Source organism: Luteimonas sp. KH_071, from assembly GCF_057838005.1.
In genome coordinates, this window is record NZ_CM174458.1 from 918,491 (window position 1) to 936,851 (window position 18,361).

Genomic DNA, 18,361 nt, shown 5'->3' on the forward strand with positions numbered 1-18,361 from the left:
ACCACCCGTGCGGGCGACGTGCTGGTCGACGCCCGGGTGTTGCGTTAACGTGCCGCGTCCGCCAGGAGCCCGCCATGCGCCCCCCCGTCATGACGCCGCCACGCCCGCGGCTGCGCGCCGCGCTGGCGGAGTCGCCGCCGCTGTGGTGGGCGCTGCTGTATTTTTTCTGTCTGCTGTGCGGCTATTACGTGCTGCGCCCGGTGCGCGATGCGATGGGCGCCTCATCGGATGCGTCGGTGGTATTTCCGACCTTCCTGCTGGACTGGGCCGCAACGCGCGGCATTGCACTGGGCGATTTCACGCTGCAGGTGCTCTTCAGCGCGACTTTCGTGGTGATGCTGCTGCTGCAGCCATTGTACGGCGCGCTGGTGTCACGCTTTCCGCGACGGGTGTTCCTGCCCGTGGTGTATCTGGTCTTCATCGTCTGCCTGCTGGGCTTCCGCTGGGCGTTCGATACCGATCTGTCGGGCCGTGGCGCGCTGTTCTTCGTCTGGATCGCGGTCTTCAACCTGTTCGCGGTGACCGTATTCTGGAGTTTCATGGCCGACGTGTTCGACAACGAACACGCCAAGCGCTACTACGGCTACATCGGCGCGGGTGGGACCATCGGTGCCTTCGTCGGACCTTTCATCACCGCGGTGCTGGTGGAGCGCATCGGCGTGGCGAACCTGACGCTGGTATCGGTCGGGTTCCTGTGCGTCTGCCTGCTGTGCATCCTCAAACTGCGCGGCTGGGCGCAGCGCAACGAGGCGACACGGGCGGAGCAGGGGGAGCAGGCGATCGGCGGTTCGATCTGGGCGGGCCTGAAACTCATTGCCGCCGATCCGCTGCTGCGCGGTCTGGCGATGCTGATGTTCTTCGGCGTGGGCGTCGGCACGCTGCTCTACAACGAGCAGGCCGCGATCGTCCGCCAGTACTACCCGACTGCCGAGGCCGCGACGCGCTACTACTCGATCATCGACTGGGCGGTCGCGAGCCTGACGATCCTGGTGCAACTGCTGTTGACGCGCTGGCTGCTGCGTCGCTACGGCGTGGCGCCGCTGCTGCTGCTGCCGGCAGTGGCCATCCTGATCGGCTTCGCGCTGCTGTCCGCGTCGCCGCTGCCGCTGCTGATCGCGACCGTGCAGGTGATGACCCGTGCCAGCGAGTTCTCGCTGGCCAAGCCCGCGCGCGAGACGCTCTACACCCGGGTGAGCCGCGAATCGCGCTACAAGGCCAAGGCGGTCATCGATACCGCGGTGTACCGGGGCGGCGATGTGACTTTCGTGTGGGTGCACAAGGCGTTGTCGGTGCTGGGATCGCAACTGGTCTTCGTGGCCGGCATCGGTATCGCGCTGGGCATGACCTTCGGCGCATGGCGGGTGATCCGCGCCGAGCGCAGGCTGCCGGAACAGCCGGCACCTGCCCGGCCTCCGGAGCACAGTCATGGCAAGCCGTCGTGAGTTCCTCGCCCACAGCCTGGCCGCCGCGGCGCTCACCGCGCTGCCGGGCGCCGTCTTCGCATCGACCGGGCGCGCCGCGCGTCCGCTGAAACTACTGATCCTTGGCGGCACCGGCTTCCTCGGCCCGCACTTCGTCGAGCACGCGCATGCGCGCGGCCACACGCTGACCCTGTTCAACCGCGGCCGCAGCAACCCGACCCGCTTCGACGGCACGCCGCTGGCCGGCATCGAACAGCTGCGCGGCGATCGCAAGGACGATCTCGCCGCGCTCGAAGGCGATCGCCGCTGGGACGCGGTCCTCGATACCTCGGCGTATTTCCCCGACGACGTCGCGCGCAGTGCGGCGCTGCTGGCGGACCGCGTGGCGCACTACCAGATCATCTCGTCGATCTCGGTCTACGCCCGCAACGACATCGCCAACGACGAGGACAGCCCGCTGGCGACGCTCGACGATCCCGCCACCCGCACGATCAGCGGCGAGACCTACGGCGGTCTCAAGGCCGCCTGCGAGCGCGCCGCGCAAAGCGCGTTGCCCGGCCGCACATCGGTCGTACGGCCCGGGCTGATCGTCGGACCGGGCGATCCGACCGACCGCTTCACACACTGGCCCGCACGCGCCGACCGCGGCGGCGAAATCGCAGCGCCCGACGCACCCGACAATCCGACCCAGTGCATCGACGTGCGGGATCTGGCCGAGTTCCTGTTGCAGCTGATCGAACAGGACACGACCGGCGTGTTCAATGCCGATGCGGCGCCCGGTACGCTCGCTATGGGGCGTCTGCTCGACAGCTGCCTGCGGCAGGCGAAGGCGGCCGGCGGCGCACCGGATGCACGGCTGACGTGGTTGCACGCGGAATTTCTCGAGGCGCAGGGCGTGAAAGCCTGGTCGGACATCCCGGTCTGGATCGCACCGGTGGGCGAATACGCCGGCTTCGGCCGGACGCGCGTCGATCGTGCGATCGCGGCCGGGCTCACCCATCGTCCGATCGACGACACTGTGCGCGACACGCTGGCCTGGTGGCGTGCACAACCGGCCGAACGCCGCGCCGCGCTCAAGGCAGGACTGACGCCGCAACGCGAGACCGAGGTGCTGGCTGCGTGGCACGCGCGCAGCGCCTGAAGATGCGTCTGTAGGCGTTCGCTCGCGATGGGCCTTCAACAGGCGCCCCATCGCGCGTGTGCGCTCACCGCCGAAGCTCAGCACACCACGGCCGCGGTGAACAGCATCGCGCCGACAACCAGCGCCGCGCTCAACGTGTGCACCAGCGGATGGTGGACGCGCAGCCTGACGAACTGGAACACAAGCCGCAGCCACCAGAAGCCGGCCATGCCTGCAAGCAGGGCCTGGGCGAGCCGCGGAGTCGCGAGCTCGGCCGGCATCAGGAAGCAGAGCAGGGCGACCGCGCCGAACACCCACACCAGCTGCGCATTCGCGATCTGCAGGATTGCGCGGTTGGGACGCGTCGCGTTCTGCAAGGTGCGCGGCCAGTCGAACAGCCGCCAGAATCCGCGATGGAACAGCGCGCAGGCTGCGCTGTGCAGACTGCAGCCGAGGACCCGCTAGTCGAAAACGGGTTGCATGTGTCGGCGTTCAACCGTTCCGTGCGCCGCGCGGCGACACCCACATCGCGATCTGTGCGCGGAATACGGCATCGCCGGCCGGATCGCGGATCACCACGTCGACCGGCAAGGCATAGCCCGCTCCAGACACGACCGGTTGGGCCGCAGGTGTCGCCGTGGCGTGCATCGTGCCCACGGCCTTCTTCAGATATTCGACGGTCATGCCCTTCGGGATCCAGCGCATTGACGCGGGAATGCTGACGTCGGTGGTCAGGCCGCCGATCAGCTCGGCGAGGTTGCACAGCGCAATCGCATGCACGGTGCCGAGGTGGTTGGTGACCGCGCGACGGTGGCGCATCGTCGCTTCCCCGTGGCCCGCGCGCAGCGTGGTGATGCGCGGCACGATGCTGGCGAAGTAGGGCGCCTTGCGGCACACGAGAAATCCGAACAACCAGGCTCCGCCCGGCCATCGGATGAGGCGATCGCGCAACGTCAGCAGTGGGGCGGCCATCGCGTGCTCCGAATACAGGGTGAAAAGCGGAATGCCGGATACGACAACGGCGGGCCAGGCCCGCCGTTGTCGGTGTCACGTCTCGCGCTTCGCTCAGGCCGCTTCGCGCGACTCGCTCGAAGGCTGCGTCGGCGCGCGGTACCCCGCCGAACGCAGTTCCTCGGTGTCGAAGTCATCGACGGTGATCGCGTCCAGCGTGAGCTCACGCAGCTCGACCAGCAGGGCGCGCTCCTCGGCGGTGATGTGGCCTTCGCGCACTGCTTCGTCCAGCTGCGCGTCGTAGTCCAGCGCCTCGATGCCCTTGCTCTTCATGGCCTTGAGGAACTTGCGCTCCACCGGCTCGGCCGCAATCGCCTTGGCGAGATAGCTGTCGATACGGCCGCCCGGATTGTTCTCGCAGGGCGTCATGAACACACCGTCGGCCAGACGCGAACGCGCTTCGTTCGGCGCCATCAGCAGCGCGGCGACGCGACGCGACAGGCGATCGCCCGGCGCCTCGGCACGACGGCCCCAAGGGAAGATCAGCAGCCACATCAGCCAGCCGACCGGACGGATCGGGAAGTTACGCAGCGCAGCCGACAGCGCGAGTTCGATCTTGTGCACGCTGTCGTGGAAGGCCCACGCCAGAAGAGGCTGGTCTGCCTGCGGCGCGCCTTCATCGTGATAGCGCTTGAGCATCGCGCTGGTCATGTAGACATGGCTCAGCACGTCGCCCAGACGACCCGACAGCGATTCCTTGAACTTCAGCTTGCCGCCGAGTGTCAGCATCGACACGTCGGCCATCAGTGCGAGATTCGCGGAATAGCGGTCGAGCTTGCGGAAGTAGCGGCGCGTGTAGTCGTCACCGGGTGCCGCACCGATCTTCGCGCCGGTGAGGCCGAACCAGAACGACCGTACGGCGTTGGAGATCGCGAAGCCGATGTGGCCGAACAGGTTGCGGTCGAATTCCTCGAGCCCGCGCTGCGCGTCCGGATCCTGCGCCGCCTTCATTTCCTTCATGACCCATGGGTGGCACAGGATCGCGCCCTGACCGAAGATCAGCAGACTGCGCGTCATGATGTTCGCGCCTTCCACGGTGATCGCGATCGGCGCCGCCTGCCAGCTGCGGCCGGCAAAATTCTTCGGGCCGAGGATGATGCCCTTGCCGCCGACGACGTCCATGACGTCGCTGATGACTTCACGACTCATCGAGGTGCAGTGGTACTTCGCGATCGCCGACGGCACCGACGGCACGTCGCCGCGATCGACGGCGGCCGCAGTCGCCTGCGACAGCGCGCTGATCATGTAGGCCTTGCCGCCGATGCGCGCGAGCGCTTCCTCGACGCCCTCGAAACGACCGACCGACAGGCCGAACTGCTTGCGGATACGCGCATACGCACCGGTCACGACCGCACCGGCCTTCGCGCCGCCCGAGGCGGTGGAGGGCAGGGTGATGGAACGGCCCACGGCGAGGCATTCGTTGAGCATGTTCCAGCCCTTGCCGGCCATTTCGGCACCGCCGATCAGCTGGCTCAGCGGGATGAAGACATCCTTGCCGTGGATCGGGCCGTTCTGGAACGGCGAGTTGAGCGGGAAGTGGCGACGTCCGATTTCGACCCCCGGGGTCTCGCGCGGCAGCAGCGCCAGCGTGATGCCGATGTCGTTGGTGTCGCCGATCAAACCGTCCGGGTCGTACATGCGGAACGCGAGGCCGACCAGCGTCGCCACCGGCGCCAGCGTGATGTAGCGCTTGTCGAAATTCAGGCGCACGCCGAGCACGTTCGCGCCGTTCCACTCGCCCTTGCAGACGATGCCGTAATCGGGAATCGAGGTCGCGTCGGAGCCGGCGAACGGACCGGTCAGGCCGAAGCAGGGAACTTCCTGGCCGATCGCGAGGCGCGGCAGGTAATAGTCCTTCTGTTCCTTGGTGCCGTAATGGTTGAGCAGTTCGCCCGGACCGAGCGAGTTCGGCACGCCGACGGTCGAACTGACGACACTCGACATCGAGGACAGCTTCTGGATGACCTTGTGGTGGGCCAGCGCCGAGAAACCGAGGCCGCCGTATTCCTTCGGAATGATCATGCCGAAGAACTTGTTGACCTTGATGTAGCGCCAGAGCTCCGGCGGCAGATCGGCGTGGACGTGGGTGATTTCCCAGTCGTTGATCATGCTGCACAACTCTTCGACCGGCCCGTCGAGAAACGCCTGCTCTTCAGCAGTGAGTTGCGGCTTGGGATAGTCGAGCAGCTTCTGCCAGTCCGGATCGCCGGTGAACAGTTCGCCTTCGAAGCCGACCGAGCCGGTTTCAAGCGCGATGCGTTCAGTCTGCGACAGCGGCGGCAGCACCTTGCGGAAGAATTTCAGCAGCGGCGTGGTGATCAGCGACTTGCGCACCGACGGGATCAGCAGCGGCACCGCGATGGCCGCGACCAGCAACGCGGCGATCAGCGTCGCAACGCCGTTCGCGCCGAGCAGCCAGCAGGCAAGCAGTACGGTGACCGTGATCGCCGCCCAGTAGACGAGACGAAGACGGTGGTAGGCGGCGAATGCACCTACCAGCAGGAAGGCGAGAAACGGGATCGCGACGCTCATCATCAACTCCGGCAATCGGTACTACAGAAAACGGGACCGGCACTGGGCCGGCTGCACGGGCGGGATCCCGATGCTAACCGTACGGTCGAGTATGGTGGTGGTTTCCGGTGCTGTCAATGCTGCCACTCGGCCCGTGTCCGACATGTCGATACTGTTGCGGATGGATGCGTATGGATAGACTGTCGCGATGAGCAGACCTGCCCCGAAATCCGCGGTGACCCTCCAGTCGGGGGACGCTTCGCCCACCGAACGTCCAAGCCGCCTGAGCGCTGATGACTGGGCGCAGGCCGCGCTCGACCTGATCGCCGAAACCGGCGTCCAGGCAGTGGCGGTCGAGCCGTTGGCACGTCGGCTGGGCGTGACCAAGGGCAGCTTCTACTGGCACTTCCCATCGCGTGACGCGTTGCTGCAGGCGGCGCTCGAGCGTTGGGAGAACGTCGAGCAGGAGGCCCTGTTCGGTGCGCTGGAGAAAGTGCCGGACGCCCGCGAGCGTCTGCGTGCGCTGTTCCACATGGTGGCCCGCGAATACAAGTCGCACGTGATCTACAGCGCACTGCTCAAGGCGCAGGACCATCCGACTGTGCAGCCGGTGATCGAACGCGTCTCCAAGCGCCGCCTCGACTATCTCACCGCGTCGTTTCGTCAGGCAGGTCTCGTGCGCGAGGATGCGCAGCATCGTGCACGCCTGACGTACGCCGCGTACGTCGGGTTTTTGCAGCTCAACCTGCAACTGCACCAGGCGCGGATGCAGCAGGACGAGTTTGACGCCTATGTCGAGCATCTGGCGCAGACGCTAGTGCCGGCCTGATCCACTCGGGTCGCGCGACGCTGCAGTGGACGATGCGCACGGGTCAGTGGATTCCCGCTCTCCGATTGAGATCTCCAATCGCGGAAACGATCAGAGTGACCGCGTCGCGTTCGGCATCGGTCAGGTAGGGGTTCCATGTATCGAACAGGAGAACGACGCGTGTGCTGGCGCCGTGATTCCAAGCTTCGTGCTCGAACGTGTCATCGAACGTAACGCATCGATCCTGTTGCCAGGAGTGCTCGATCCCAGCTACGCGCAATGCGCAGTCAGCGGGGACGATGAGCGGCAGGTGTGTGACGACGCGCGTGTTGGTGACGCCGTGGTGGGGCAGGATGTCCGAACCGGGACCCAGTACCGAGAATAATGTTTCCGGCGCATGCCCCGTGATACGTACGACTGGGAGGGCGTCGATCGCTGCAGCTGTCAGCGGGCACCTCGCGCAGTTGTCTTCGTATCTTTGCCCGTGACGATAGAAAAAATACGCGTTCCACTTCGGTGTCCCGGTTGTGCGTCCACCGAGATAACGCGATGACATGCCGGGAGGCGGCACGCCGAGAAATGGCTCGAAGGATCGATCTTCCGAAAGCAGCGTGAGGAGTTCGTTCCGAATCGCCTGGGCACTCGCCTCGAGATCCCGGTGCCAGGGAAAAAGTGACCGGTCAAGGTAGGGCGTCTCGGGTAGATCCGGAAAATAGAGAAATTTTGGCTGCTGCAGGCTGTTGCCGGGCTCTATTCGGATCGCGCCGAGGTGATTGGCCAGCATGCGTTCGACACGGCCCATCGAGTCCATTCCGTGGCGGCGGTAGACGGGCGCCATGACGTCGTCGAACAATTGCCTGCGCCCTTCCGCGATACGTGCGATCGCATCTCTCACAGGTCTCCTCAGCCCCGGCGCGGTGGTGAATTCGTCGAACCACTGCCCTGCGGCGCGCGCCTGCGTCACCGCTCGGAGATAGGCAGGCAGCGCTTCTTCCTTGCGGTTTAGTCGATCAAGCAGCGCTGCCCGATGCAGCTGGGCAACGTAGAAGTCGGGCGCAATCAGAAGCGCCTGGTCGAGGGCGCGGAGTGCGCCTTCGCTATCGCCGAGGAGCAGTAGACAGTTGCCCAGGTTTTTCCAGCTGGCAGCGTCATTGGGATCTGAATCAACGGCCTGCTTCAGGAGAGCGTGTGCCTCGATCGTCAGCCCTTTACCGATGGAAACAGCTGCCAGGAAGTTGAGAGCCTCCAGATCCTGCGGTATTGCGGAGATGAGTCTGGAATAAATCAGCGCTGCCTCGTCGAGCGCCCCTCTCTCGACATGCGCTCGAGCCGCCGCACGCAACGAATCCGGCTGTGCGGATGGCGTGGGCCCGCGTGGCGGTTCGGAAGTGGTCATGCGTTTTCCGGTAGGAGGACCTGCCAGCGCATCGTGAACACGCGCGAGGATGAAGACAAGGCCGAGTTGTCCCTGCAATCGCTTGCAGTCTTTGCTTTCGTATCAGCGCCGCAAAAAAAAGGCGGCCCCGGAGTCCGGGGCCGCCAGTTTCAACGCAATCCTGGATCAGAAGCGCTGCGTGTACTGCATGTAGAGGAACGTGCCGGGCGTGTCGTACTGGGGATCGAACGAGTTGGCAAACGCACGGTATGCAATCGGCGGATCGCGATCGAACACATTGTTGGCGCCGATAGCGATGGTCGCGTTCCACGGTGCCGTGTAACGGGCCTGGACGTCGTGATACGTCACCGAGGCGATGCGATTGCGAGGCGCGGGGCCGGTGTCGATACGACGATCGGGGTCCGAACAAAGCTCCTGGGCGACTGCACCCGTGAAGGCGCAGGATTCAACCAGGCTGGAACGGTAGCGCGCACCCCAGGTGAAGCCGAAATCTCCGAGCGACCAGTCAGTGCTGAGATTGGAACGCAGACGCCAGGTGGGCGCGCTCTGGGTGTAAAGACCGACGGAGTTGTCGAACTCGCCATCAGGCGTGGCGCGGCTTTCGTACTTGCTGATGTACGAACTGTCGGACGTGATCCGGAAGTTTCCGAAACGCGTTTCGGGAGTGCGATACGACATCGTGACGTCGTAGGCTTCGACGTTGATCTGCGCGAGGTTCAAGAGACCGAGATCGAAATCGGTGATCCGCCCCGATGCGTTCCTGACGACGCGATCGGAAACCAGCTGACAGTAACCGGCATCGCCTTCGATGAAGCACTGGTCGAGTACGAAGGTCGCAGTGGGACGGGAAATGCCGTTCTCGATCTGGATATCGTAGTAGTCGACGGACATATTGAAGCCGTCGAAGAAGCTGGGGCTGTAGACGAAACCAAGCGTACGGGTCGTCGCGCTTTCCGGCCCGAGATCCGGATTGGCAACCAGGTTGAACGGATCGATCGTCTGGCCGAAGTAGCCGTTGCCCTGATTGGTAACCTGGACATAGCCCGCGGGCACGCCTGCCGCTGCGCATCGGGCAGCTGCCTGCGCAAACTGCGGGGCATCTGCCGAGCAGGGGTCGCCGAACTGCACGAACGAATCAGCAGCGCCACCGAAGAGGTTGGAGATCGTCGGCGCGCGGAATCCTTCCGCGTAGTTGCCGCGGATCAGCAGGTCTTCAACAGGCTTCCACTTGAAGCCGATCTTGCTGTTCGTGGTATCGCCGAAGTTGCTGTAATCAGAGTAACGGCTTGCCAGACTGAACTCGAGCTGGTTGAAGAACGGAACATCCGCCAGCACCGGAATCAGGAACTCCGCGTACACCTCGTCGAGCTTGTAGCTGCCCTGCGTGGGCTGCCGTCCATTGCCCGAGGTCAAGCCCGCTGCAACGAACGCATCGGGGGTATCGCGGCCGCTTTCCTCGCGACGCTCGAGGCCGACAGCGAAGCCCAGAGGGCCAGCGGGAAGTTCGAACAGCGAGCCGGAGAGGTTGGCGGTATAGCTGATCGTCTCGTGCTCGAACGAATCCTGCGCAGTGAACAGGATGTAGCTCAGCATCTCGTCGGTCACGCCACCCGGCGAGCTGAGCAGGTTGACCGGCACGCAGCCAGCAATGATGGCTCCCGGGGTACCACAGACGACCTGGCCCGACACCGGATCGAGGAACGACGGACCGATGCCCTGGTCGAGGTTGGCGATGTTGACGTCGCCGATCTGCTGGTCGTTCTGGTTGTTGCGGTTGTAGGAGTAACCCACATCCCAGTCGAAGAAACGATCGCCGACTTCGAAGCTGCCGTCGAGCCCGCCGAAGAAGTGGTAGGTCTTGACGTTCTGCCGGTACTCGCGCGCCTGCTCCACGAGCCTGCGGCTGAAGTCGACCTCGATGCCGGGGCCTCCATTCTGCACGGCGTAGGGGTTGTAGTAGCTCTCTCCGCTGATGCCCTGGCCGCCGAAGAACAGCGGACCACCACTCAGCGGGAAGCCAGCGAGCAATTGCTGCGACTTGCGCTCGTTGTAGAGCATGTCGGTGACGAACGACACCGAATCAGTGATGTCGAAACGGCCCTGCACATAGAGCGACGTACGCTCCTGCGGCGTGCGGAGGAAATTGTCGGCTGCGAAGTTGTACGCGTCGGTGGCGGCGGTGAAAGGCCCGTAGTTCGCCAGATTGCGTCCATCCGCACCGTCCCGGACGACGAGCCGGTCGTCGGCATCATCGGGGTACCAGATCTGCCCTCTCGCGGAGAACGCGCTGTAGCCGGCCGCGCCACGACCGAACACCGGGTCGCGCGAGATGGCCCGATCACCCGCGCTCACGGCGTCGGACTTCACGTAGGACGCGCCGAGCACCAGGTTGCTGCGATCGTTGCTGACGCCCAGGGTCATGTCATAGGCCTCTTCCTGGCCGTCCCCCTGGCTGAACTGTCCGAACTTGACGCGTGCTTCGGCGCCGTCGAAATCCTGGCGGGTAATGAGGTTGACCACGCCTGCGATGGCGTCGGAACCGTAGATCGCTGAAGCGCCGTCCTTCAGAACCTCGATCCGCTCGATCACCGCGGTGGGGATCGTATTGAGGTCGACGGTGCCATCGAGGCTCGAGACCCAGCGGCGGCCATTGACCAGCACGAGTGTGCGCGAGGATCCGAGACCTCGCAGGTCGACGCCGGACGAACCATCGCCGCCGTTGTTGAACTGGGTGTTGATGGCTGCGCCATTGGTTGAAATCTGTTGCAGCACGTCAGCGACCGAAGTGAAGCCCTGCTTCTGGATTTCGTCACGGCTGATGACCAGCAAAGGCGCCTGGGTCTCCACATCCGCCGAGCGGATACGCGAGCCCGTCACCTGGATCCGGTCAAGCGTGGTGGCTTCTTGGCCCGACTGGGCGAAAGCGGAGCCGGTGCCTGCGAACGCGGTGGCGCCAGCGGCAAGTGTGAGCGCGACTGCATCCCGAAGCTTTGTCGTCTTCAATGTCATCTCTCTCCAACGTGAGGCGGGCAAATACCCGCAGAACCCTTGGTCAGATGCCGTCAAGTTAGACGCCAAACTCGGCAAGGTTCTCTCGATAGTAAAGCGAGAGTGAAATTAATTAAAGAGGTGTTAAGTCTTGTCGGAAGTATCCTTGCAGTCGCATCACAGCGCGTCTTGACCTGAATAGCCGGAGAAAACAAGGCGAGCGTGAGCGCAGGCGTCGTAGGCGAGCGCCTGAAAAGTTGCTGCGGGAGGACGCTTCAAAGGTCCTGCTGGTACCTGATGTAAGGCACCGCGCCTTCGTCATCCGCGCTCTCGGTCATTTTCGAGAACGGGTTCTTGCCCCGGGTGATCACGTTGTCAGCGCCCACCGTGAGCTGACCGCTCCACGGCGTGCGCCAACTGACACCGAGGCCCACGCCCTCCCATTTCGGAAGGCCGGGCGTGTCGACGACCTGGCCGACAATATTGGCGCTGAAGCGCCCGATGCCGCCGCCGACACTGAGGCTTCGGCTGGTCCAATGATCGTTGAGGGTTGCAGGGGCCGCCGATGTCGGGATCAGCGTGGCCTTGGCCAGAGTGCCTGCGAGCGAAACATAAGCGTCGTCGCCAATGTCCTTCTTGGCAAAAACCGTCAGGTCATGCAGGTCGACTTGCCTTGCCGGGCCGACTCGCGAGGGACTGAGAAAACTCGGCAACGTATCGCGACCTTCGCCGAGGGTCAGGCCGACGCCACCGCCTGGACGACTCATGCTCGCCGTTGCACTGGCGCGGCGGCTCCCGAGTGTGTTGTCTCCGACCGAAGCCAGCTGGCAATTGCGCGCCAAGCTGCTGACTGCACCGTTGAAGCTGCTGCCAGGGCTGCACAACAGCGCAAGCGAGCTGCCCGATTCGAGACCGAACGCCGCGTCGAACTGGCTTTCGCCAAAGCGCCAGCGGCGGCTCGACTGGTTGGCGGTCGCGGGCTCAAGGACGAGGAACGCCTCGACTTTGCCGGACGTGTCCAGCACTGGCAGCACGGTCTGGTTGCGTTTTTCCTGCGCAGCAGCGCCCGAGGCCGCCGAGAGGGCAAGGCCGAGGGCAAATACCAAGCGCGTGGCGGTCAATCGCATAGCCGTAAGACCCGGGCACGGCCCGGAAGTTCCCCTGTCGTTCAGTTAAGAACTCTAGAACATTTATATTTCTTTAACAATCCGGATGCGCAACGGAATTCTGCTATTGCAACCGGTCAGACACTTCTACATCGACTTCGGGCGTTTCGAGGAGTCGATCGACATCCCCGGCACTGAACACATAGTGCTGACCACAGAACTCACAGATCACCTCCGCCTTCCCGTCGACGATCGCTGCGCGGGCCTCGTCGGCGCCCAGCGATGCCAGCATCTCTTCCACGCGCGCTCTGGAGCAGGAACAGCCGAAAGCCAGTTCGCGCGCCCCGAGCACCTCGGGTGCATCCTCCGGAAACAGGCGCGACAGCAGCGTTTCGGTGGGCCATCGAAGCAGTTCGGCCGTAGACAGCGTGTCAAACAACAGGCTCGCACGGTTCCATCCGTCCTCGTCGCCCTCATCCCCCGGCAGCTTCTGCAACATCAGGCCCGCCGCCTCGTCGCCGTTGACCGTGAGCAGGACCCGTGTCGGGAGTTGCTCGGACTGGCGGAAATAATCCTCGAACGCGCCCGACAGCGACTCGGCCGTCAGCGCCACGAGACCCTGATAGCGGTTGGGCTCGCGATGCGGGGAAGGGTTCTCGATCGTGATCGCCAGCAGCGCGTCATCGCCGAGTGCGCGCAGGTCGCGCGAAACATCCGCGCCGTCGCCGTCGAAGCGGGCGATGCCGCGGATCGTGCCGGCGGCCGTGCATTCGGCGAACAGGGTGCGCATCGGGCCCGGCGCGCGCAGTTGCACCGACAGGCGGCCGTCGACCTTGGCGTGACCCGTGAACAGTGCCGACGCCACACAGGCTTCGCCCAACATCTCTTCGATCGCCGGCGGATACGGGCCATTCGCGCGCACGGCCCGCCAGGCTTCGCGCAGATGGACGCGCACCCCGCGTACGCCGGCGGTCTGCAGCAGGAAGCGGGACAGGCGGTCACTGTCGGGCTGGGCGGTGTCGGTCATATCGGCTCGCAAGGGAATTTCGATTGGCGGCGTCGAGGGTGACCGATAGAGTGGCCGCCATGGAACAACCGGCTCTCCGAGATGGGGACGGCACTGCCGTCCCGCAAGCACGCCCCTCGTTCGCCCGCCGCTGGCTGCGCCGGCTGGTGGGGCTGGGCGTCCTGCTCGCCGTGCTGCCGGTGCTGCAGGTGCTGGCGCTGCGCTTCATCGATCCGCCGTTCTCGAGCTTCATGGCGATCCGACAGGCCGAAGCCTGGATCGGCAGCGAGCGCGATTTCGAACTCTATTACCAATGGCGCGATCTGGACCGCATCGCGTCTTCGCTTCCGGTCTCGGTGATCGCGGCCGAGGACCAGAACTTCGCCAGGCACCGCGGCTTCGATCTGGACGCGATCGAGCAGGCACGCGCGCACAACGCGAGCGGTGGCCGCATGCGTGGCGCCAGTACGATCAGCCAGCAGACCGCGAAGAACCTGTTCCTGTGGGGCGGACGCAGCTGGGTGCGCAAGGGCCTGGAGGCGTACTACACGCTGCTGATGGAAACGCTGTGGCCGAAGACGCGAATCCTCGAGGTCTACGTCAACGTGGCCGAGTTCGGCGACGGCATCTACGGCGCCCAGGCCGCCGCGAAACGGCACTTCGGCAAGGATGCAGCGCAGCTGAGCGCAGGCGAGAGCGCGCGACTGGCCGCGGTGCTGCCGAGTCCGCAGCGCTACAGCGCCTCGCGGCCCGGGCCTTACGTGCAGAGACGCGCGCAATGGATCCAGCGCAACGCGCGCCAGATCGGTGGCGAGTCGTATCTGGAGACGCTCAAGTGAGCGGGCACGATCGACTGACCATCGTCATCGCCGCGTTCGACGAGGCCCATGCGCTTCCGGTCCTGCATCCGCGCATCGCCGCGGTCATGGAGACGCTCGCTGCAGATGGCATCGAAACGCGGGTGCTGTATGTCGACGACGGCAGTGGCGATGCGACCTGGCAGGTTCTGCAGGGCATCGCGGCGGGGGATGCGCGCGTGGCGCTGCTGCGGCTCTCGCGCAATTTCGGTAAGGAGGTCGCGCTGACCGCGGGTCTCGACATGGTGACCGAAGGCGCGGCGATGATCCTCGATGCAGATGGACAGGACCCGCCGGAACTGATTCCGCAGTTCGTCGCGCACTGGCGCAACGGCTACGACGACGTGCACGGCACGCGGCTGAGCCGCGACGGCGAGAGCTGGCTCAAGCGGTCGACCGCGCATGTGTTCTATCGCGTGATCCAGCGGCTCGCGAAGACACCGGTGCCGGCCGACACCGGAGATTACCGGCTGTTGTCGCCGCGTGCGCTCGATGGGCTGCGCCAGTTGCGCGAGCGGCATCGTTTCATGAAGGGGCTGTTCGGCTGGATCGGGTTCAACCGCATCGCCGTGCCGTACGCGCGCGAACAGCGGATTGCGGGACTCACCAAATTCGGCTTCTGGCGCCTGTGGAATTTCGCGCTGGACGGCGTGACCAGCTTTTCGACCGCGCCCTTGCGTCTGGCGACCTATGTGGGTGTGTTGACCGCATGCGGCGCGTTCGCGTTCGCGCTGTACGTGATCGGCAAGGCCTGGATGTATGGCGACCGGGTGGCCGGTTGGCCGACGATGATGGCGGTGATCCTGTTCCTGGGCGCCGTGCAGCTGGTCGCGCTGGGCGTGATCGGCGAATACCTGGGCCGCTTGTATGAGGAATCCAAGCAGCGTCCGCTCTATCTGGTCAGCGCCTGGCATCCGGCACCCGGGCCGGGCGCTCTGAACCGCCCCGGCGACGTGTGATCGCCTATTTGGCGTAACGCCCGCCGCAACCGCTGTCTTCGCCGCCGCCCAGTTCCAGTGTGGCGAGCAATGCGGCGGGTGGCGCAATCGAGCCTAGCGCAAGTGCGATGGCGCCACGCAGGCCCAGGCGCGCGAGATCCGGGCGGAAGCTCGGCGAGGCGAATGTGCCTCCGATCTTGAGCGGCGTACGCAGAGCGAGGATGCTGCGGTCCTTCGGACGGGGTCGCAGCAGCAGATCCAGCTGTTCCTCGCGCAGGTTGATCGTGCCTTCGCCGAGAATGATGGTGTCCGTGGTGTCGAACGCGAACGCGCGGCTTTCCATGACGCCGCCCTGCACGCCGAAATCCGCGAATGCGCAGCGCACCGGAATCTGCTTGTCCTTGCCGATCAGGTATTTCAGCGTCTCGTAGACGTCGATGCCAGCCAGTTCGACGAGCAGGTTGCTGACCCGTCCGGCGCCCATGCCGACCGCGACGTCGCCATTCGCGCTTCCGAGCATCGCGGCGACCGAATTCCCGGTGCCGACGAGATTGAGATCGCCGCCGATCCGGCCCACCGCATCGCCAGCGAGTGTGTCGGGCGGGAACAGGCCACCCAGGCTGATGCCACGCACCGAGGCCTGCAGTCGGGTCTGGATCGCATCCCGGCGCGCGTCGAGCCGGATGTTGGAACGGATGTTGCCGCCGGCGATGCCGAAGTTCAGCGGCTCGAGCTGCAACAGACCCGCATCGAGCTTGAGATGCGCGTCCATGTTGTCGATCGGCAGCTTCGGCGCGTTGATGCGCTGCGCGCGCAGGCGCACGTCGGCATCCATGGATCGCAATTTCGTGAGGTCGTAAGGGGTGTCGGGCAGCACGCGGCCCTTCGCCGCGAGCGCGCGCTCGCGCTCGACGAGTTCGGGATCCAGGGCGTCACCTTCCGCGTCCGGGGTGCCGCCGATGAAGCCTGCGAGATCGTCGAAGTCGAGACGTTTGGAGACCAGGTCCGCCTTCAGGAACGGGCGTTCGCCGCCGAGCGTGATCGCTGCAGAACCGCCGAGATCGCTCTGGCCCACCTTGCCGGTGAAGCCGTCGTAGTGCCAGGTCGTCGCGTCGCGTGTGAGGCGGCCATCGAGTGCGTAGGGCGGCGTGTCGGGCAGTGCGACGCCGACGAGTGGGAACAGGTCGGCGAGGTTACGGCCGGACAATGCGAATTGCAGGTCGAAGTCGCGCAGCTGGAAGGGCGCGATGAGGGATCCGCGGACGTGCGCGCGGGTTGCGCCGGCACGTGCGCGCAGATCGATGCGGTAGGGCGTGTCGGTGTCCTGCAGCGCCAGCGGCGATTCGGTCACGCCTTCGAGCGTGAACGGATTCTGCGTCCATGTGCCGCCACCTTCGATTCCGATCGCGGGCGCGGCATCCTCGCCGCGTCGCGATTCACGACTCGCCAGTCGCACATCGATGTCGGTTCCGCCGGGTACGTCGAGATAGCGCAGGCGCCCGTCTTCAACCCACAGCCGTCGGATCTGCGGTGAGGGCCCGTCGCCTCCGTCGCCGAACGCGAGGTCCCAGTTGCCGCTGCCGCCTTCGGGGTTGGTTTCCAGGCGCAGGATCGGTTTCACGAGCCGGATCTCGGGCAGTCGCACTTCGCGCTTGAACAGCAGCGGCAACACCTCGATCTGGATCTCCAGCCGCTCCACCGACGCCATCGTTTGCGAGTCTGACCAGTCCGCATTCGCGAACCGCAACGCGTCTGCACGCACAGTCACCGTGCGGCCCAGATCGACGTCAAGGTCGCCGCCGATGACCAGCGTGCGGCCGGTGCGGGCTTCGACGGCCCGTTCGACCGGACCCTTGAACCAGTTCCAGTCCCACAACAGCACCAGCACCACGATCGCGACCAGCAACACCAGCGCGACGATGCGCACTGGTGAAGACGAGGCGAAACGCCGGAAGCGTGCAGAGGACGATGCAGCAGGTGGGGGCGTGGTGGTCATGGGAGGCCTTGTTCGGCCCCAACCATCGACGCGCCGCGGTCAACTGCGGGTGAATGTTCCGTTGCGGTTCGGAATCACGACGTGCCCGCGGGTTCGGACTCCGGAAGTGCAGTCTCGGTGCAGCGCACGGTGCGGCCGTTGTCCTGCGACAGCTCGGCGCCGTCGTCGATGGTGATGAACCGCAGGCCGACTTCGGACCACACCGGCGGCTGGCTGCCGCGGATCACGCCGAGATTGACGATGCGTCCATCGGTCATGCGCAAGCGCGCGAAACGGCCCTCGCGGATGATCTCGACAATGGCGGCTGTCGGGCAGTCGTAGGCCGCGATGACGGTTTCAGGCGACGGCGCAGGCGTGGCCGGCGGCGTGGGCGCGTTCACGGGTGCAGGCGGCGCCGGCGGTTCGGCGGAACAGGCCGCCAGCGTGACGACGGCGAGTGCGGACAACATCTGGACGGATCGCATGCAGAACTCCGGCGTGGACGGCGACCGTTTGATTGTCGCGACGCGCGCGCCTGCGATCAACGCGCCGGTACGACCTGGGCCAGCACGGCGACGTAATGGCACACGCTGCCACCGATGCAGAACAGGTGCCAGATCGCATGCGCATAGGGAATCGATTCGCGCATGTAGAAGAAGGTGCCGGCGGTGTAGAACACGCCGCCAGCGATGATCCAGCTCAGCGTCCAGGTGTCGAGCGCGGCGGCGACCGGGCCAATCGCGATGACTACCAGCCAGCCCATCGCGACATAGATGGCCGTCGACAGCCCGCGGAAGCGGCCGGTGTAGAACAGCTTGAACACCACGCCTGCCAACGCCAGCGTCCAGATGACGCCGAACAGCCACCAGCCCAGCGTGCCGCGCAGACCGATCAAGGTGAAGGGCGTATAGGTACCGGCGATCAGCAGATAGATCGCGCAGTGGTCGAATACCTTCAGCCGGCCCTTGACCACCGGATGTTCGACTGCGTGGTATAGCGTGGACGCCAGATACAGCAGCAGCAGCGAGACGCCGAACACGATCGACGCGCCCAGCTGCCACCGATTGCCGTACAGCGCTGCGAGGGTGATCAGGACCGCGCCACCGGCCAGGGCCGCGGTCGCGCCCAGGCCATGGGTCAGGGCGCTGGCGAACTCTTCACGCTTCGCGCGGAGCGAGCGGGTTGGGGCGGTGGTCATCGACGTCCGGTTGGGGGTGGACCGCG

Annotated in this window: 15 protein-coding genes; 5 read left to right on the top strand and 10 right to left on the bottom strand. The window is 65.3% G+C overall.

Annotation, left to right across the window (positions count from 1 at the left end):
- The first annotated feature begins 74 nt into the window (after positions 1-74).
- Both AC3IRM_RS04225 and AC3IRM_RS04230 read left to right on the top strand, forming a co-directional pair.
- Positions 75-1,442 (top strand): NTP/NDP exchange transporter, encoded by a 1,368-nt coding sequence (locus AC3IRM_RS04225; protein WP_489205007.1) that lies wholly within the window; start codon positions 75-77, stop codon positions 1,440-1,442.
- Positions 1,426-2,562, top strand: a complete 1,137-nt coding sequence (locus AC3IRM_RS04230) for an NAD-dependent epimerase/dehydratase family protein (protein ID WP_489205008.1) — start codon at positions 1,426-1,428, stop codon at positions 2,560-2,562. Before AC3IRM_RS04225 ends, AC3IRM_RS04230 begins: the two co-directional genes overlap by 17 nt.
- 77 nt (positions 2,563-2,639) lie before the next feature.
- On the opposite strand, the gene AC3IRM_RS04235 is transcribed toward AC3IRM_RS04230, so the two are convergent.
- From AC3IRM_RS04235 to AC3IRM_RS04245, 3 genes are all read right to left on the bottom strand, one after another.
- Positions 2,640-2,918 carry a hypothetical protein gene (locus tag AC3IRM_RS04235; protein ID WP_489205009.1) on the bottom strand — a complete coding sequence of 93 codons (279 nt, stop codon included), beginning with the start codon at positions 2,916-2,918 and terminating at the stop codon, positions 2,640-2,642.
- A 115-nt stretch (positions 2,919-3,033) separates the two neighbouring features.
- On the bottom strand, positions 3,034-3,513 hold the full coding sequence (locus AC3IRM_RS04240) for a hotdog fold domain-containing protein (protein WP_489205010.1): 480 nt from the start codon (positions 3,511-3,513) through the stop codon (positions 3,034-3,036).
- A gap of 93 nt (positions 3,514-3,606) precedes the next feature.
- Complete coding sequence (locus tag AC3IRM_RS04245; protein WP_489205011.1) at positions 3,607-6,084, bottom strand: acyl-CoA dehydrogenase; 2,478 nt, start codon at positions 6,082-6,084, stop codon at positions 3,607-3,609.
- Positions 6,085-6,271: 187 nt separating this feature from the next.
- Between AC3IRM_RS04245 and AC3IRM_RS04250 the strand changes: the two genes are divergently transcribed.
- Positions 6,272-6,892, top strand: coding sequence for a TetR/AcrR family transcriptional regulator (locus tag AC3IRM_RS04250; protein ID WP_489205012.1), 621 nt, complete (start codon positions 6,272-6,274; stop codon positions 6,890-6,892).
- 43 nt (positions 6,893-6,935) lie between these two features.
- Here the strand turns inward: AC3IRM_RS04250 and AC3IRM_RS04255 are convergent, their stop codons facing one another.
- The 4 genes from AC3IRM_RS04255 to hslO all read right to left on the bottom strand — a co-directional run bounded on the left by AC3IRM_RS04255 (position 6,936) and on the right by hslO (position 13,388).
- On the bottom strand, positions 6,936-8,267 hold the full coding sequence (locus AC3IRM_RS04255) for an aspartyl/asparaginyl beta-hydroxylase domain-containing protein (protein WP_489205013.1): 1,332 nt from the start codon (positions 8,265-8,267) through the stop codon (positions 6,936-6,938).
- A 165-nt stretch (positions 8,268-8,432) separates the two neighbouring features.
- On the bottom strand, positions 8,433-11,276 hold the full coding sequence (locus AC3IRM_RS04260; RefSeq protein WP_489205832.1) for a TonB-dependent receptor: 2,844 nt from the start codon (positions 11,274-11,276) through the stop codon (positions 8,433-8,435).
- 254 nt (positions 11,277-11,530) lie between these two features.
- Positions 11,531-12,376, bottom strand: coding sequence for an XOO1806 family protein (locus AC3IRM_RS04265; protein WP_489205014.1), 846 nt, complete (start codon positions 12,374-12,376; stop codon positions 11,531-11,533).
- A gap of 109 nt (positions 12,377-12,485) precedes the next feature.
- Positions 12,486-13,388 (bottom strand): Hsp33 family molecular chaperone HslO, encoded by a 903-nt coding sequence (gene hslO, locus AC3IRM_RS04270; RefSeq protein ID WP_489205015.1) that lies wholly within the window; start codon positions 13,386-13,388, stop codon positions 12,486-12,488.
- A gap of 59 nt (positions 13,389-13,447) precedes the next feature.
- On the opposite strand from hslO, the gene mtgA reads away from it, so the two are divergent.
- A complete protein-coding gene (mtgA, locus tag AC3IRM_RS04275) occupies positions 13,448-14,206 on the top strand; it encodes a monofunctional biosynthetic peptidoglycan transglycosylase (RefSeq protein WP_489205016.1) in 759 nt (252 codons plus the stop codon).
- Positions 14,203-15,183: a glycosyltransferase family 2 protein gene (locus AC3IRM_RS04280; RefSeq protein ID WP_489205017.1), complete on the top strand. Its 981-nt coding sequence runs from the start codon at positions 14,203-14,205 to the stop codon at positions 15,181-15,183. The genes mtgA and AC3IRM_RS04280 overlap by 4 nt, the downstream gene beginning before the upstream one ends.
- Before the next feature lie 4 nt (positions 15,184-15,187).
- Here the strand turns inward: AC3IRM_RS04280 and AC3IRM_RS04285 are convergent, their stop codons facing one another.
- The 3 genes from AC3IRM_RS04285 to trhA form a co-directional block, all read right to left on the bottom strand.
- Complete coding sequence (locus AC3IRM_RS04285; protein ID WP_489205018.1) at positions 15,188-17,158, bottom strand: AsmA family protein; 1,971 nt, start codon at positions 17,156-17,158, stop codon at positions 15,188-15,190.
- Between the two features lie 74 nt (positions 17,159-17,232).
- Entirely contained in the window at positions 17,233-17,622 is a 390-nt protein-coding gene (locus AC3IRM_RS04290; protein ID WP_489205019.1) for a hypothetical protein, read from the bottom strand.
- Between the two features lie 56 nt (positions 17,623-17,678).
- On the bottom strand, positions 17,679-18,335 hold the full coding sequence (gene trhA / locus AC3IRM_RS04295; protein ID WP_489205020.1) for a PAQR family membrane homeostasis protein TrhA: 657 nt from the start codon (positions 18,333-18,335) through the stop codon (positions 17,679-17,681).
- Positions 18,336-18,361 lie beyond the last annotated feature (26 nt).

Excerpts from the sequence above, each read along its gene's own strand:
- AC3IRM_RS04225 (WP_489205007.1), top strand. The coding sequence starts at position 75 with ATGCGCCCCCCCGTCATGACGCCGCCACGCCCGCGGCTGCGCGCCGCG.
- AC3IRM_RS04230 (WP_489205008.1), top strand. The coding sequence starts at position 1,426 with ATGGCAAGCCGTCGTGAGTTCCTCGCCCACAGCCTGGCCGCCGCGGCG.
- AC3IRM_RS04240 (WP_489205010.1), bottom strand. The coding sequence starts at position 3,513 with ATGGCCGCCCCACTGCTGACGTTGCGCGATCGCCTCATCCGATGGCCG.
- AC3IRM_RS04245 (WP_489205011.1), bottom strand. The coding sequence starts at position 6,084 with ATGAGCGTCGCGATCCCGTTTCTCGCCTTCCTGCTGGTAGGTGCATTC.
- AC3IRM_RS04250 (WP_489205012.1), top strand. The coding sequence starts at position 6,272 with ATGAGCAGACCTGCCCCGAAATCCGCGGTGACCCTCCAGTCGGGGGAC.
- AC3IRM_RS04255 (WP_489205013.1), bottom strand. The coding sequence starts at position 8,267 with ATGACCACTTCCGAACCGCCACGCGGGCCCACGCCATCCGCACAGCCG.
- AC3IRM_RS04260 (WP_489205832.1), bottom strand. The coding sequence starts at position 11,276 with ATGACATTGAAGACGACAAAGCTTCGGGATGCAGTCGCGCTCACACTT.
- hslO (WP_489205015.1), bottom strand. The coding sequence starts at position 13,388 with ATGACCGACACCGCCCAGCCCGACAGTGACCGCCTGTCCCGCTTCCTG.
- mtgA (WP_489205016.1), top strand. The coding sequence starts at position 13,448 with ATGGAACAACCGGCTCTCCGAGATGGGGACGGCACTGCCGTCCCGCAA.
- AC3IRM_RS04285 (WP_489205018.1), bottom strand. The coding sequence starts at position 17,158 with ATGACCACCACGCCCCCACCTGCTGCATCGTCCTCTGCACGCTTCCGG.
- AC3IRM_RS04290 (WP_489205019.1), bottom strand. The coding sequence starts at position 17,622 with ATGCGATCCGTCCAGATGTTGTCCGCACTCGCCGTCGTCACGCTGGCG.
- trhA (WP_489205020.1), bottom strand. The coding sequence starts at position 18,335 with ATGACCACCGCCCCAACCCGCTCGCTCCGCGCGAAGCGTGAAGAGTTC.